This is a genomic window from Hallella mizrahii (assembly GCF_009695775.1).
GTDB classification, from domain to species: Bacteria; Bacteroidota; Bacteroidia; order Bacteroidales; family Bacteroidaceae; genus Prevotella; species Prevotella mizrahii.
In genome coordinates this window covers 40715-56799 of record NZ_VUNG01000002.1, presented here as the reverse complement: position 1 = coordinate 56799, position 16085 = coordinate 40715, and the positions used below count along the sequence as shown (strand labels likewise).

The 16085-nt window shown below is 46.8% G+C and carries 7 protein-coding genes, 1 other RNA gene and 1 CRISPR repeat array (1 of these 9 cut by a window edge); of the genes, 2 read left to right on the top strand and 6 right to left on the bottom strand.

Going from position 1 to position 16085, the window contains the following annotated elements:
• Positions 1–6: 6 nt before the first annotated feature.
• The 6 genes from FYJ73_RS01130 to FYJ73_RS01105 all read right to left on the bottom strand — a co-directional run bounded on the left by FYJ73_RS01130 (position 7) and on the right by FYJ73_RS01105 (position 9611).
• Entirely contained in the window at positions 7–1152 is a 1146-nt protein-coding gene (locus FYJ73_RS01130) for a glycosyltransferase WbsX family protein (protein ID WP_154532781.1), read from the bottom strand.
• A gap of 332 nt (positions 1153–1484) precedes the next feature.
• A complete protein-coding gene (locus tag FYJ73_RS01125; RefSeq protein WP_154532779.1) occupies positions 1485–2549 on the bottom strand; it encodes an EpsG family protein in 1065 nt (354 codons plus the stop codon).
• 1 nt (position 2550) lies between these two features.
• Positions 2551–4101 (bottom strand): lipopolysaccharide biosynthesis protein, encoded by a 1551-nt coding sequence (locus FYJ73_RS01120; protein WP_206081659.1) that lies wholly within the window; start codon positions 4099–4101, stop codon positions 2551–2553.
• Positions 4102–4111: 10 nt separating this feature from the next.
• Positions 4112–5200, bottom strand: a complete 1089-nt coding sequence (locus FYJ73_RS01115) for a Wzz/FepE/Etk N-terminal domain-containing protein (protein WP_154532777.1) — start codon at positions 5198–5200, stop codon at positions 4112–4114.
• Between the two features lie 232 nt (positions 5201–5432).
• On the bottom strand, positions 5433–6593 hold the full coding sequence (locus tag FYJ73_RS01110) for an acyltransferase family protein (RefSeq protein ID WP_154532775.1): 1161 nt from the start codon (positions 6591–6593) through the stop codon (positions 5433–5435).
• A gap of 423 nt (positions 6594–7016) precedes the next feature.
• The gene (locus tag FYJ73_RS01105) at positions 7017–9611 is read right to left on the bottom strand and encodes an SLBB domain-containing protein (protein WP_154532773.1); all 2595 of its coding nucleotides are present in this window, start codon (positions 9609–9611) and stop codon (positions 7017–7019) included.
• Between the two features lie 290 nt (positions 9612–9901).
• On the opposite strand from FYJ73_RS01105, the gene ssrA reads away from it, so the two are divergent.
• Positions 9902–10301: a transfer-messenger RNA gene (gene ssrA, locus FYJ73_RS01100) on the top strand.
• 966 nt (positions 10302–11267) lie between these two features.
• Complete coding sequence (locus FYJ73_RS01095; RefSeq protein WP_154532771.1) at positions 11268–13748, top strand: cellulase family glycosylhydrolase; 2481 nt, start codon at positions 11268–11270, stop codon at positions 13746–13748.
• Between the two features lie 193 nt (positions 13749–13941).
• A CRISPR array of direct repeats spans positions 13942–16085; the repeat unit is 47 nt; unit sequence GTTGTGATTAGCAAAAAATTGATTACCTTTGCAGAGACATCAACAGC (it continues 669 nt past the right edge of the window).

The window sequence follows — 16085 nt, the reverse complement described above, 5'->3', positions numbered from 1 at the left end:
AGAGTTTCATAGGAGGCATTCTTTCAAAGCATTGAGATATCCGTGCCCATACTTAGTGTCTGGTTCCACGTAGTTTCCCTCACCCCATTCGTTCCACGATTTGAGGAAAAGAATTCTGTGCTCGTCGTCTTTGTTGGCAATAACCTTCAGCGCATTCAGCAGGTGAGATTTGAAGTGCTCTGGAGTTGCATTGATGTAAACGCCCTCAGCTTTTCCAGCTCGTGGTGTGCGATCCCAGTTTGGCATGATGGTGGGGAACACATTCTCCCAGGAATCCTCGGGCGCAAAGAAGTTTTTCACTACATGAGGGTAGTTAAGTGTCATTGCGGGTAAAAAAGGCAGTTTTTTGTGGAGCACTTTTCTGAAGGTTCTTCCCATCATCCCCTGATAGAGCATTTCTCCCCGTGACTTACCAAAGGAATTAATTCCGTCGAATCCAAGTTTGAGAATGTTGTCGAAGACGTCTTTACTTTCTCTCAAGTCGGGTACCACCCGTTCCAGTGTTCCGTCGTCGCGGCGTTTTATGGTGGATGTGTTATTGATTAAAGCGGTGAAATAGATTCCCGGCAGTCCGTTGTTAATAGCTAGCTCTCGCCATGTGCTAATAAAGAATGAGACATCCTTGAAATGATAGGGATCGTAGATGCAGAATAGCGGTTTGCTCTCCACGGTAATATATCTATGGTCTTTGAATGCTGGTAACACATATTTGAAGTGGGCTATGTAGTCCTCTGTTCCGGGATAGAGCATGGGAGCTATAACCATGGGCTTTCCGTCTTTTTTCCAAGTGCGAGTGGTCCATTCGTGGTTGGCCCAGCAAAGACAGAAGGGAAAGTCGGGCTTGCCAGATGCCAGTACCTCTTCGAAAGGACGCTGTAGCAGTAGTTTGCCATTCCCCATCCAATAATGATAGTAGCAGAAGCCTTCTATACCACACTCCTTTGCCATGAGAGCCTGTTGCTCTCGCGTTTCGGGAAGGCGCAAGTCGTAAAATCCAAGGTCTGCTGGAATCTTAGGCTGGTGATGTCCTCGGAACAGAGGCTTTGCCTGGGCTACATTTGTCCATTCCGTGAATCCGGGTCCCCAAGCCTTGTCATTTTCTGGGATAGGGTGGTATTGTGGAAGGTAGTAAGCTATAACTCTTGCTTTCATGATTCATACATGATTACTTTAACAATTTTAGATGGGATCCCTGCAGCCACGCAATAGGGTGGCACGTCATGGGTGAGAACGGCATTGGAGCGATTTAATATCCGATATCGCCATGAGCCTGATGTGCTTTTTCAGGATTGTATGCTGCCAATGGAGACAAACTTTTCACCAGAGAGTTGATCTGCCGGATAGGTGATGGTGGAAAAGCATCTAACCCCCGGAATCTCTTGCAGAGGAATCCTTATAGACATATCTTTTGACTTCCCCCAGTTCCGTTGAGGGAGCCTAGGTGGACGTCGCAAGCAAGTGCCCGGTGATCATCAGTAATTTTCTTATACTTTCCAGAATAAGATTAAGCCCAAGTTACATAGGCTATAATTCATGAGGAGCAGACAGACCAACGACAGAATGCTCAGAGATGCCCATCTTGGTTTGATGGTGTAGAATATGCCGGCATAGAGAATGGTGGTGACAATCTCGAAAAGCATTGCAAAGCGCTGTGCAATTACGGGGAAGAATGCAAAGGCTGTGTAACTGAAGATGCCCAAAGCGAACACTTTGAAGAGGATAGGAAAGCATGGGTAGTGCAGTATGATTGTCTGTCGAAAAAAGCTAAGATACAAAAACAGAAGGAGGATGAAGAGCCGTAGTGGGCTGAAGACGTTGACCGACGCAAAAGCGTCGCCTCTTCCGCTTTCTGTGGCGGCCTGATAAGATCCTATTTTTGAGCTGATATATGGTACATTCACACCTCCTACATTGAAGGAGAAACCACTTAGGAAGATGAGATACCCAGTGACTACCAATGCAATCCAAGCATATGTTTGTCTTTTGGTAATTTGATGGTTAGAGAGGAATAGAAGTGGCAATGCAATCAATCCCGACATATGGAAAACAGATCCTATGACGATGAAGGCGAGGGCTCTCCATTTTCTTTTTTGCCCTATTTCGTATAAGGCCATCAACAACATTGCCGATAGGATGCCGGTTCTCATCTGCATACAGTCGTGCATGGTGTAGTAATAGCTGAGATACACCATGACGGGCAGGAACCATCTCTTCGACAGCTTCGTGAAAGCATACATCTTTATTCCTACGCCAATAATCGCATAGAAGAGAAATAGGATGTGAACGTCATGTGTGAAATGGTTGAAGATCTCCGAGAGCAGTACGAAAGAGTACTCCACCATTTTCAGAGCGTTGATGTCGTCGTAGTGGAGATAGCTTTGCTCATAGTTGATGGAGTCAGGGTCTATACCAACCTTCCGCCCCCCTGCCAACAGTATGAGAAATATAGTAAGGACAAGATATATGACCCTCCTATATTCATGGAGGTATTCCTCTAACAGAGCCAGTAGGGTAACAAAGCCGAAAGTGATGAGGATAGTTATTCCCATGTTACAAATATTTTCTTGCAATGCCTTTGACGTAATTGCGCAATTCCTGTTTCTCGGTGTGGGTTAACCCCAGGAGATAGGTCAGGACAAGGGTACTGGGCACAGACGTAGCAAAGACAAGGAAGATTTGCAGCAGATAACCTGCGGATTCGGCGTGGAAGAGCTCTCTGGCATATCGGGTGATGAACAGGACGGCAGCAGCAACGATAGTGGCAGGCAAAATGAATTGCATTATATAATGGCACAAGTTGAAAGAGGAATAGTAGTGTTTTAAAAAAGCCAGTCTGAGTCCGTGAGCGAAGATGCAGAACGCTATGATGCTGACAAAACCGAAAAAGACGGGAAATCTCAGGTGAAACAACAGCCATGAGACGGGGATGGCCAACACCGTGACACTCTCTACGCAGGAATAGTAATATTTTATTTTTCCCGTAGCCTGAATGATGATGGTGATGGGGTTATGGATGGTCTGACAAACACAGTAAACAGCGAACAACCGAGTCATCAGTACTGTGAGCTCCGTGGTGTTGTGCCTTCCAAGCCATAGATAGAGAATTTCACGAGTTTCACAGATGAAGGGGATACTCACCGCAATGAGCAGATACAGAATAAATTTGTTGCTTATTTGAAAGAGTGTGTCAAGATAGCTTTTGTCTTCTCCCGAATATGCTTTTATCATGGCGGGTCTGAATGCCAGTACAATGCTGTTTGACAGTGTGTTGAAAGCATTGTACGCTTGGTTGGCAATACTGAAGGCAGCATTGGCCAAGGGACCGAAAAACATGTTGAGAAGAATGGCATGTCCCTGTATGAGGCCTACTCCGGTAAAGGTGCCATAGATGGTCCAGCCGGAGAAAGACAGTAGTTGCTTGTATATGCCTTTGTCTTTTATTTTATTGTAACGGCAGTAGCCATATTTGTAGATAGCTAGTGCTCCATAGGAAGAGAAGGTGAGCAAGGCCACCAATAACAGTCCACTGCTATAGAACATCAGTCTATCCAAAGGTGCAGAGGCAATGAGTAGAGCAACTAAGAGCCTTCCGATACATTCCAGAAACGAGATGCCGGCGTAGTAGCCCATGTCTTCATTGGCAAAGATGGAAGCCGTAAATGGTATTTGCAGGAAAGAGAGGGTAAAGGTAAAGAGTGCCATTTGAAATAGCCAGTGGACAGCGTCCATACGGTATAGGGGAATGGTCATCCTGTGTTCTATAAACCATATGCCTGCGGTTTCAAAGACGACGATGATGATGACAGCCAAGACGACAACTATATTGATGCTTGCCGAAAATATACTCTGGAGTCTGTCGCTTTGGTGCTGGCCGAGAGCAAAGGAGTAGAATCGCTGAATGGCGATGGCAAGACTGCTGCTGATGAATGTGCTGGTGAGCACAACGCCAGCGATGGCGTTGAAGATGCCGTAGTCTTCTTGTCCCAGTCCATTCAGCACCACTCTGACGGCGTAAAGGTTGATAACCATTATCGCCATCATTCTTATAAACAGAATGATGGTGTTGGAGGCTATCTTTTTGGTCTTTCTTTCTTCTTGCATCTGGGGAGCGTTACTCTGAAAGGATGAGGTCTTTCAGGCAAATGAGAGAAATGATCATAAAAGTTATTATCATCATGGCAGCCACAAAAATCATCCTTTTCGGTCCGGCTGGTTTCAGGGGCACGGCGGCACCCTCAATGGTAGTGAATACGGGGGTGTATTGGCGGAGCTTGGCGCGTGCAGCGTCGAGCTGGGTCATGGTTGTGGTGTAGTTATTGTATTGCAACTGCATGGTGTTTTCAAGATCTTCCACCTTCGACTTTTCTGTTTCCAATAACAGATCCATATTCTCATCGGAGATGGTGGCATACTGGTGGCGTGTCTTCTCATAGGTGACTCGAGCATCGTTGGCAAGCTTCTGATAGTATTCGACATCGCGCCGGCACTTGCTGGTTCTGTAGTTAGTAATGAAAGCTTGCAGACGGTTTCTAACCGAATCAGCAATAATCTGGCATACAACGGGATCCTGTGCTTGCGTAGAGATAGAGATAACCCCGGTCTTTTTGTCTAAATCAATGGTTACGCTGCTTCGGATAGCTTCAACTACATTATTGTCTGTCTTTGAAAGGTGATAAGGATCAAATGTATTTTTTGCGGCTTTTGTCTCTGAGTCTTTCTTTGACGCAAATATTTTTTTGAGTTTATTGCCCTGCTTACTTAACCATGAATGCTTTTGGTGATAGCGAAGGTAGTTATAAAATGTTGTTTTCAGACTATCATCAACAGTTTTAATTTTAATGTTGAATAACGATGTGACGAAGCCATTATCGTTCATCAAATCTGGATAGAGCGTTGGCTGTATAGCATCTGTGGTTTGAACCTGATTAATGTCAAATCCCATGGATGAGGCTAAATTACTTAGGGTACTTCCGGAGTTGGATGGTATTTCTATCTCTGGAGCCATAGTCGTTTCTGAAGTATAGTAGCGTGGAACATCACAAATGATAATGGCAGAGACGACTGCCACGATCGGAATAGCGATGGCGTACCATATTTTTTTTGCCCATATTCTTTTGAAGATAACTCTCAGGTCGATAACATCTGAGTTGAGAGAGGGGTCTTGTGAAGTGTTCTGCTGTTCTTCTACAGAGTTCTGCATAGTAGGGTCGTTCTGTCTGTTTATGTTTTGTTCAGTCATTGACTTCTTCTTTTTTCTCCTCCATTCTGTCCATTTCTGGTGTATGTCGTATATATTCATTAGAGCAAATAACTATTGTTTTATTATGGCTATGTTGTCCTCATCCCCCCATTTATCAGTTTCCCCAATCCGGGTCATCTCTATTGTGTCCTTTAGGGCATAGAAGTTGGATTTATCTTGAGATTTCATTTTTTTATGTTTTGTCTTTCTGGCTCCTGCTGCCCGCGAGCTGAGGGCAAAAGCGATAGCATAGGTCGGCCAGAATGCCTGTGACGAGATATACCAAAGCAAATGCTAACAGGATGATGCCATAGTTGTCATGATATGTTAGCCCGATATGTGGCAGTACGCGACTCACAAGGAGGGGAATGCCGCCACAGAAGAAATAGTATACGAGCGATTGCCGTCCAGTGTGTTCGAGAAGCCACAGAAGTCTTCTTGTCGTGGCTTCCAAAGAGTTCATGGCTTTGGACGTGTGAAGACAGAGTTGCTCCAAACTCTGGCATACTTCAGTGGTCAAAAAGACGGCGAGGAGACTGTCTGCAGCAAATAGCACTCCATGACTGATCTGAAGCGGGCATAGTATGAAGTTGCCTCCGGATTTTCTCTCCAGTCCTTTTATTATCATCAACGCTGCCAGTGCCGCTATAAGCATCGTTGCCTTGAGGGATGAACAGAGCTGTTTCCTCACTCCGTTTGGTAGAGAGTAGAAGCGAAATGGGAAGAGAAAATCTCTCCCCTGATTTGTACAATTCCATTCTCTCTGGATAGAAAGATTATTCTTCATCCTGTGGATGCCGTAGCCCAAGGCGAGGTAACTGAGGGCCAATAGCGCCTGATTCAGTTGCCACACACAGCATTCACCTACATGATGTGAGGCGAAAAGACTGGTTGGGAGTCCGAGAACAGCTATCAGAACTACCGCCCAAATGTTCTCTCTGCTTACATGAAGGATGAGTGAGAAGACAAGTTCTGCTACGATGAGTGCAGCAACAAACCATGAGACTTGGCCGAGGACGATGCTCTCTAAGAGAAGTCCCACCGTTCTTCCGGATAGAGTCATTCCATGAGCGAGTGCTTTGGGTACCGCCATCAGCGTAGTGAATGCCAGGTAAGGAATGACAAGCCGCTGCAAAATGGATCGCATTTTGTGGCGCAGCGAGAATCCTTCCGGACGGTATATCAGGTAGCCTGAAAGATAGAAGAAAATCACCAGCGCATCGCCAACATAGATATAGTAAGGGATGAGTGCCTCTCCTGCCATATAGCTCTCCGTATGAAAAAGCAGGATGGCCAGCATACAGCATCCGCGGAGCAGGTCTATCCAATGCTCCCGACTTGTGTTGTTGACCATTTTACTCAAGTAAGATATTCATTTGGCTAAGTCCTCCCACATATTCTCAGTCTCCTTATCAAAGTCCACATCTTTTGGCAAGGCCCCAATAACTACTTTTATTACTTTCTCTGATATTTGAAATTATGGTCAATCTTAGGAAGTGTAATTTTTTTCATCATCTTTTGAATGGATGATGCGTACATTCAGAATGTAGGTGTCGCTCATCGTGTGGCGAAGAGTTGTCGGGGCATGTATGAGCTTGCAGGTGCCTGTGCGGTTTGATGACGGGATACTTCTTCTCCTCCCCTCATCATTGTGGTGAGGGTGACTGCCGCCGGAGGCGGAGCGAAGGAGAAGAGTCCACATCTGACTTCAGAGGGGGTGAGGTCGCAGAGTCGTCTGCTTGGCTGGGCACGTGCCCGGTATGTCTGAATCTAATATTTATTTCGACAGGTTGGCGATGGTAGCGATCATAGCTGCGATGCTCGACAAGCTGGAGCCGAGACTCATCGTCTCTGCCACGCTCATCTTTCGGGTGAGCTTCGAGGGCACGACGATCTCACAGCCTGGCTCTACCTTGGCACCACGGCTGACCTTGCCGACCATGCCATTCATATATATAATGTATACGCCACTCTTACGTGCGTTCTGCGCGAAGCCGCCTGCGGCATCGAGATAGTGGCGGACGCTCTCTCCACGCTGATAGCTGACCGTGTTGGGATACATCACGGCACCATTGATCTTCACCGTCGCTGTGTATGACGGAATCAAGAGACGGTCACCGGCACGCAGGATGATGTTGGCATCGCTCTTGGGATCTTTCAGAGCTTTGTCCAGTTCTATGCCAACGGGGTAGGTATTGGGCACCTGGAACTTCTCAAGTTGCTTTTGCAGCGTCTCGTTAGAGTTTTGCATGATGCTGTTGTTATTGCTGTTGACGGCCAACTGCATGAGTTGCTGGCGCAACTGCTCCTGTTGCATCTTGAAGGCGGCCTCCATGCGTGTGCGTTCTGCCTCGGTGGGTACACGCATGATGCGGGCACCTTTGATATATGCGTCGGGTGCTACGCCGCCTGCCATCTTCACCAGATCGGTCAACCGCATGTCGCGGTAGGCCATGGTATAGGATCCCGGGAACATCACCTTGCCGTCGACAGTGACATTCTGCTGTATGCTGTAGGCGGGGCTACGGCGTACATAGACTTCGTCGAAGGGCTGGAGCACAAAGCCCTGTTGCCCGTCGATGACGAAGCCGTCTTTCAGTGCAAAACTGTAGGTGCGGGCGATGACGCTGTCTGTGGTCAGTGCCTTGGGATCAGAGATGCGACGGGCTACGTCCACCTTTACTGTGGAGGCTGTCTCCTTGAGTCCTCCGGCCTGAAGCACAAAGTCCTCGAGGGTCTCGTTGTCGGCATATTTATAGATTCCGGGATAGTGCACCTCGCCGTTGATGGTGATGGTACGCTCGGTCATGGCTTCTTCCTTGGAGGGGATGAAGAGCACGTCGTTTTCTTTCAGCGGGATGTCGGCCACGCGTCCATTCATGATGCCGTCCACATCTACGGCGATGACACGCAGCGTGCGGTCGGCATTCATGCGGTGCATGACGGCACGGGTGGTGAAAGCCTGCTCGGTGAGGCCCTCGGCATGCTGGATGAGTGTGCGCACGCTGTTGATGCCGGCTCCAAGCTGATACAAGCCCGGACGGAAGACGGCTCCTTTGACCTCTACCGTGTTTTGGTAACGGGGTAGGATAGAGTCCACGCTGACGCTGTCACCATCGGCCACGCGGAACGAGCTCATGTCAAACTCTTCGACATTATATACGGCATACTCGCGTCCTGTCTTGCGGTTGACGCGCACCGCCTTCTTATAGGCATCGCCCGTGAAGCCACCGGCATAGCGTAGTAAGGTCTCGATGCTCTCGTTGCGCTTCATCTCGTAGTACATCGGTCTCTTGACCTTGCCGGTGATGTTGACGAGGCAGTCGTAGGGACCCACGATGATGACATCGCCGTCGTTGAGGCGTACGTTGCCCGTCATCTTGCCGTTGAGGATATAGTCGTAGATGTCGCAGACGCTGATGAGGCGGTTGTGGCGGTAGATCTTGATGTTGCGCAGTGTACCAAGGTCGTTGGTGCCGCCTGCCATATACAGTGCGTTGAACACACTGGCAAAGGCCGAGAGGGTGTAGGTGCCTGGTGTGACGACTTCGCCCATGACGTTGACGGTCACGGTGCGTGTCTGTCCCAAAGAGAGCTTGATGCGACTGCTTTGGTAGCGGGCACCGAGCTGCGAGCGGATGCGTGCGGTGGCCTGTGCTACAGAGAGACCGCCGACATGGATGGGTCCGAAGTTCTCGATGACGATGTCGCCGTCGGGGCTTACCGTAGCCGTGATACTTCGCTGGGAAGCGCCGTAGACATCGATGTTCACCGCGTCGCCCGGTCCGAGCCGATAGTTTTGTGGTGTGGCGATGTTCATGATGGGCTCAAAGCTCAGGTTTTTGTTCGAGAAAATGTCTCGTCCGAATACCTTATGCTTGTCCTTGCGCTGTTGGTAGAGTAATTGCTTGAGCAGGGTAGCTGTGTCGGTGGGCATGATGTCGCTGACCTCTTGTTGCATCTGGAGGAAGTCCTGATCGTTCTCGTCGTAGGAATCCTGCCATTGTGTGTTGCCTTGAATGCGTCCTGAGGTGGCAGTGTTGCGTTGCTTGTCGTACTGCTCGGTTTGCGCCTTTGTCAGTTTGGTTTTTCCGTTGCTCTTTCTCAGCCGGTTTCCCGTTGTCGCGGTTTCAGAGACGTTTCCAAGTCCTTTGCCTTTAGCTTGTTGCTCATAAGCGCGTCTTACCCTTCTGATCTGTGAGATGTCGACACCGCTCTGCATCAGATGAGTGACGATTTGCGCCTGAGAAGTGCCTCGGGCAGACTCGCGCTGCACATAATCTGCCACCTGTGAGTCTGTCATAGACGACTGAGCTGTCATCGACAATGGAATCATCAGCAACAGGGCAAGTCCCAAGAGTATTTTCTTCATTGTTTTGTATTCTGACTTTTTATGTTTATAAACTCGCTTTCGGCAAGAATATTGCATGTTTAAAAGAAAGTTTTACTAAACTTGGTTTCTTTTCGAATGCAAAGGTACAACAAAAAGTCTATAGCGACAATTATTCGGGGGAGAAACGTAATATATGGCCTAGTTCACATGGAGACGCTGTGTGAGTGCTCTTTGCTAAACTGTTACTGATGCCAGCGAAATCAATAATTATAGTTAATAATATTTTGTGGTATGGAAATAAATTCTTAACTTTGCAAAGAATATCATTTGGGGTTGACTGGATTTGACAGCAGGCTGAGATGGTACGTAAGCACGCAGAGCCTCGTTGGCTAGCTCTTTAATCTGAGTGAACAAAAATTTAATTGGCGAAAACAATTACGCTCTCGCTGCCTAATCGAAGTACAGTAGATTACTGGCTCAATCCCGTCATCAGATGATGGGACGAGACATCGCTCCAAGGATGTTGTTCCGAATCTGAGGATCAAGCGGTGCAGATAAATCGGAAATAGTCTTGTCGGGCCTCGACGGCAGGATGAAAATTTAGAGGCTAAGGCGCCGGTTGGTGGTCCAGGTCTTGCCGTCGCACGAAAACCAAAGGCTGGAATAAACGTGTAGAAAGCGTATGGTTTCCCTGTTTGGACGTGGGTTCGAATCCCACCAGCTCCACATTTGAAGAAGATGCCGCAAATTCTTGTGAAGAGTTTGTGGCATCTTTTGTCTTATAGTGCTGACGTGACATTATCCTATTTTCGTTATTTTTTCGGGGGTAACTATTCAGCTGCCATATCGCCCTTTGGCGATAACAAGTTGTTGATATAACAGGGTTAGTTATATAGAAGCAAATTCATTTCGGCAGTTGGCATCCACTTCGTTTTGGCAGTATTACCGCTGTTAGCGGTGCCGCATGCGGTGAGGTCGTAGTTAGGGCGGGGATGAACCCGCCCCTACGAACCCATCGGGAGACGACGATGGTATCACCATAGGGGCAGGGCTTATCCCTGCCCTAACCACGCACTATATGATTGGGTCGATATAGTCATCAGTCTTGGAATTTGGGTGTTACAATGACGAAAACAAGAGATAGTAGCTTTGATATTTCTCTCGGCACTAGTGAACTGTTGCCAAGAATTTGGGAAGCTATGTTCTCGTGGACTCGAAGCTATGTTCTCGTGGACTCGAAGCAGTGTTCTTGTGGACTCGAAGCAGTGTTCTTGTGGACTCGAAGCAGTGTTCTTGTGGACTCGAAGCAGTGTTCTTGTGGACTCAAAGCTATGTTCTTAATGTTGTAATGCTATAGAAAAAGGTCTTTCGCTGAGTAGAAAATGATTAAAATCTACGTAGCGAAAGATCTTTTGTTAGAAAGAAATGACTTTACCAAGAATCAAGATGAACGAGACATATCATAACGCATTGTATGAGTAAAGAACTGCGCATTCTATTTTTTCAATAACAGTGATTCTTCTCATATTTTTATGGGTTGTGAGACGTTTACAATGTTTAAAATCAGAATTTTAGGGTAAAATACTGGTGATAAAGTTTTTGGTACGTGTTGAAAAGCAAGCAATAAGCAAAAAACATAATTTTGCAAGCGATGCAAATCAAAATCTTAATACCATTTTTTATTCAACTGTTTTTATGAAACACTTTCTATTATCCCTGACCATGGCAGTGATGCCGATGGGAGCGTTTGCCCAGTTTGGTGTGGTAGCGCCACTCCACGTCAGTGGCAAGCAATTGGTCGACCAAGGAGGACACACCGTTGTGCTTCATGGCGTGATGGACACCCCTAATCCCTATTTCAACCGTTACCGGTGGGGATCAGCCTGCAACGACGGCACGGTAGCCGCTTGTATCAACTATTTCGACAAGGTCTTCGGGGCCATTCAAAACCCTGCCAAGGGTACGTACTGCAACATCTTCCGACTGCATCTCGACCCTTGCTGGACCAACAATGGGCACGCAAGCGGAGAAGCTGACATCTCGAAGTTCAGTGCCGACCGCCTGCGTAAGTACCTGCAGACGCTCTATTGGCCTATTGCTCAGAAGGCGTTGAACCATGGACTTTACGTCGTCGTGCGCCCACCGGGGGTATGCCCGAAAGATCTGAAGGTAGGCGATGCTTATCAGCAATACCTCAAAACGGTATGGGGGATTGTGTCAAGCAATGCCAACTTCAAGAACAATTCAGGAGTCGTATCTTTGGAACTCGCCAACGAGCCTGTGCATGTCTATAATCAATATGGTCAAGCTTCATCATCTGCCCTGCACGACTATTTCCAGCCGATTGTCAATATCATCCGACAAAACGGATTTAAGGGCGTGATATGGATCCCTGGTACCGGCTATCAAAGCCAATATCAAGACTATGCCTCGCATCCCATCACCGACGGCAACTTTGGCTATGCTGTCCATGTCTATCCGGGATGGTATGGGGCAAGCGACAAGAGCTATGATCACAATACCTTCATCCGCAACTTCCAAAAGCAGGTGCCGGTAGTCACTTCCAAGCCTATCCTCGTCTCAGAGATAGACTGGAGTCCGGAGAAAGCAGGAGCAGGAAAATACAATGAGTTCGGACAGTGGGTGGCCAGCAACTATGGCACCTGGGGCACCGCGTCGACCAGCAAATGGGGAAATGCTTGGAAGGCTGTGATGGATCACTTTGGCAATATCAGCATGACGCTGAGTTCCAATGAGGACTATGTCGACATCGACGCTTTCTTGAAGGATGGTACCATCAAGGCTAACTTCAACGAAAACGTAGAGTGCTGTGCCAAGGCATGCTTCTATTGGTATTATGAGTATTCCAAGAAGAACTATGCCCATAAGAGCGAGTCTTCCTCTTCCTCGTCATCGGCAGGCAACACCTCAAGTTCTTCCTCTACTACTACCGGTGACAATCTTGTCAAGGGCTGGGGCAACGTCAATGATGTCATCCCCGCCGGATGGACAGCCGTAGACAACGGAAGCCAACGGCAAGTGGGCAGTCAGAGCCGTGGCCCGAGAGTGATGCAGTTCTATCAGGGTGGAGACATGGTCACCGCCTTCTATGTGCGCGAGATCAGCCCCGACAAAGCGGGATATATCGAATATGGCGGACAGAGCGGATATACGCTGCCACTCGTCTATGGTGAGTATCAACTCAATTGCAACGTAACTGCATGGAAGGGAAATCCTTACGTGAAGGTGGAGGTGTTTGATCCCACCAACACTGTGGTGGCCTCAACTATCGTCAAAGCCAACGGCTGCGTCAATGGCACCAAGAGTACAGCCATCAAGGGCAGCACCCGAATCAACCTTTCGTTCTATTCCATGATCAAAGGCAACTACAAACTGCGCTTCACGCCGGTTGCCGACGCTAAGGGCAATGGCGGTAATTGGGAAGAAGCGCTCGTCGGCAATGTCGGACTCTATTTTAAGGGAAATCCACTGGCCTTCCAAAATGCCAACACTGTACCAGAGGGCTGGAATATTCTTGATGCCGGGCAAAAGGTTGCTGCAGGTTCTGCTGCGTCAGGGCCGCGCATCTTCCAGTTCAGCCAAGGTGGTTATCTGCCCACCGGCCTCTACATCCGTCAGAGCGACGCTTCGAAGACCGCTTATGCCGAGGTGGGCACAGTCAACGGCTACGGACTTTCACTCAAAAAGGGAAGCTACAACCTCAGCTATTACGCCATCGGATGGGCAGGAAATCCCTATGTGAAGTGCGAGGTGTTTGACGAGAACAATAATTGCCTGGGTTCGCAAATCATACGATGCAACAACAATGTCGGCAAGAGCCTGAACACGAACACCTATGGTGCCAGCTATGGAGTCGTCAACTTCTATGCTAACCACACCGGTTATTACCATTTCCGCTGGACCCCCGTGGCAGATGCTTATGGTAACAGTGGTACTTGGCTGGAGGTTGTCTTTGGACATATCAAGATACAGCAGGGATCTGCCAGTGCCAAGAGCATGGCCATCGGCATCAACGACGGCACGACGACAGCTATCAATAACGCTGTTGAGAGTGGCGAGAAGCAGGATGTCTGGTTCAACCTGCAAGGACAGCGGGTGGCTAAGCCTTCACGTGGTATATACATCCACAACGGAAAGAAAGTCATCTGCCGCTGATAAAGGACATACAGACTTTTAGTCGCATAAGAAAGAAAAGCCCCGACACTGAGCCGTGCCAGGGCTTTTTATGCTTTTACTTTTACTTATAACATAACTCCCTGCATCCCCTCCGGTTGTGATTAGGAAAGAATTGATTACCTCTTGCAGAGACATCAACAGCTTACAATCTTAGTGATAGTTACGTTGTTTTGTTGTGATTAGCAAAAAATTGATTACCTTTGCAGAGACATCAACAACTTGCCGTCTCTCGGTCCTGTTTCAACGTCGTTGTGATTAGCAAAAAATTGATTACCTTTGCAGAGACATCAACAACGACGCGCAGCACGGAGTATAAACGCTATACGTTGTGATTAGCAAAAAATTGATTACCTTTGCAGAGACATCAACAACGCATCACTGCATGAACCGCTACAGAAAACTGTTGTGATTAGCAAAAAATTGATTACCTTTGCAGAGACATCAACAACAAATGATCATTATGGTTTCCTCACTTGCCTGTTGTGATTAGCAAAAAATTGATTACCTTTGCAGAGACATCAACAACCTAGGAGATTGAGGAGTACCAGTAGACACGTTGTGATTAGCAAAAAATTGATTACCTTTGCAGAGACATCAACAACGCACTTGACCAGTATTCAAGTGCAGCTTGCGTTTTGATTAGCAAAAAATTGATTACCTTTGCAGAGACATCAACAACACATCAAATAATATGGCAATAAAGATTGCGTTGTGATTAGCAAAAAATTGATTACCTTTGCAGAGACATCAACAACACTTGTCCTTGCTCACCGTCTTTCTCAGGCGTTGTGATTAGCAAAAAATTGATTACCTTTGCAGAGACATCAACAGCGTCGTAGCGCAGAGGACATTCTTGCGGCAGGTTGTGATTAGCAAAAAATTGATTACCTTTGCAGAGACATCAACAGCGACCTCTGCCGACATTGCCAAAGGATATTGGTTGTGATTAGCAAAAAATTGATTACCTTTGCAGAGACATCAACAGCATGAAGACACGGCAGAGCAGATAACAAAGCGTTGTGATTAGCAAAAAATTGATTACCTTTGCAGAGACATCAACAGCATTTCATTTTTTTACTATTTTATTTTCTGTGTTGTGATTAGCAAAAAATTGATTACCTTTGCAGAGACATCAACAGCCAACCATACTTTCACATAACCTTTAATTCAGTTGTGATTAGCAAAAAATTGATTACCTTTGCAGAGACATCAACAGCCTCCATTCTAATTTTTCTCCACTCTCTCCAGTTGTGATTAGCAAAAAATTGATTACCTTTGCAGAGACATCAACAGCTAAATACTGTTATGAAAAATCAACTACTTAGTTGTGATTAGCAAAAAATTGATTACCTTTGCAGAGACATCAACAGCTTTCTGAAGCAATTTCTTGGAGTCCAAGACGTTGTGATTAGCAAAAAATTGATTACCTTTGCAGAGACATCAACAGCAAAAAAGCCCGGCTTTCACAAGTCGGGCTTGTTGTGATTAGCAAAAAATTGATTACCTTTGCAGAGACATCAACAGCTAAGAACACCACCATTGACCCGCCTGGCACGTTGTGATTAGCAAAAAATTGATTACCTTTGCAGAGACATCAACAGCTGCGGCAGGATTAACCAAACGCATGATTCCGTTGTGATTAGCAAAAAATTGATTACCTTTGCAGAGACATCAACAGCTGGCGGTCGTCTGGATGTGTTGCGAGAACACGTTGTGATTAGCAAAAAATTGATTACCTTTGCAGAGACATCAACAGCACTCTCTTAAATTGTGTAGTGCAAGAATATGTTGTGATTAGCAAAAAATTGATTACCTTTGCAGAGACATCAACAGCCCCAGAGGCCTTAAGAGCAGCAAGCAATTCGTTGTGATTAGCAAAAAATTGATTACCTTTGCAGAGACATCAACAGCTATTTGCGCACGCATCCAACATATAGAGGCGTTGTGATTAGCAAAAAATTGATTACCTTTGCAGAGACATCAACAGCGGAAAATTGAGAAGCTGGTCATCATCCCTGGTTGTGATTAGCAAAAAATTGATTACCTTTGCAGAGACATCAACAGCTGGATTCCGTTTGCGCTGCGTGGTAGGTAGGTTGTGATTAGCAAAAAATTGATTACCTTTGCAGAGACATCAACAGCAAACGGAATCCAACAACCGCCCCCACCATGTTGTGATTAGCAAAAAATTGATTACCTTTGCAGAGACATCAACAGCAGCACCGACCAGGGACGCAAGGTCAACACCGTTGTGATTAGCAAAAAATTGATTACCTTTGCAGAGACATCAACAGCCAATTTACGACCTTCAGACTC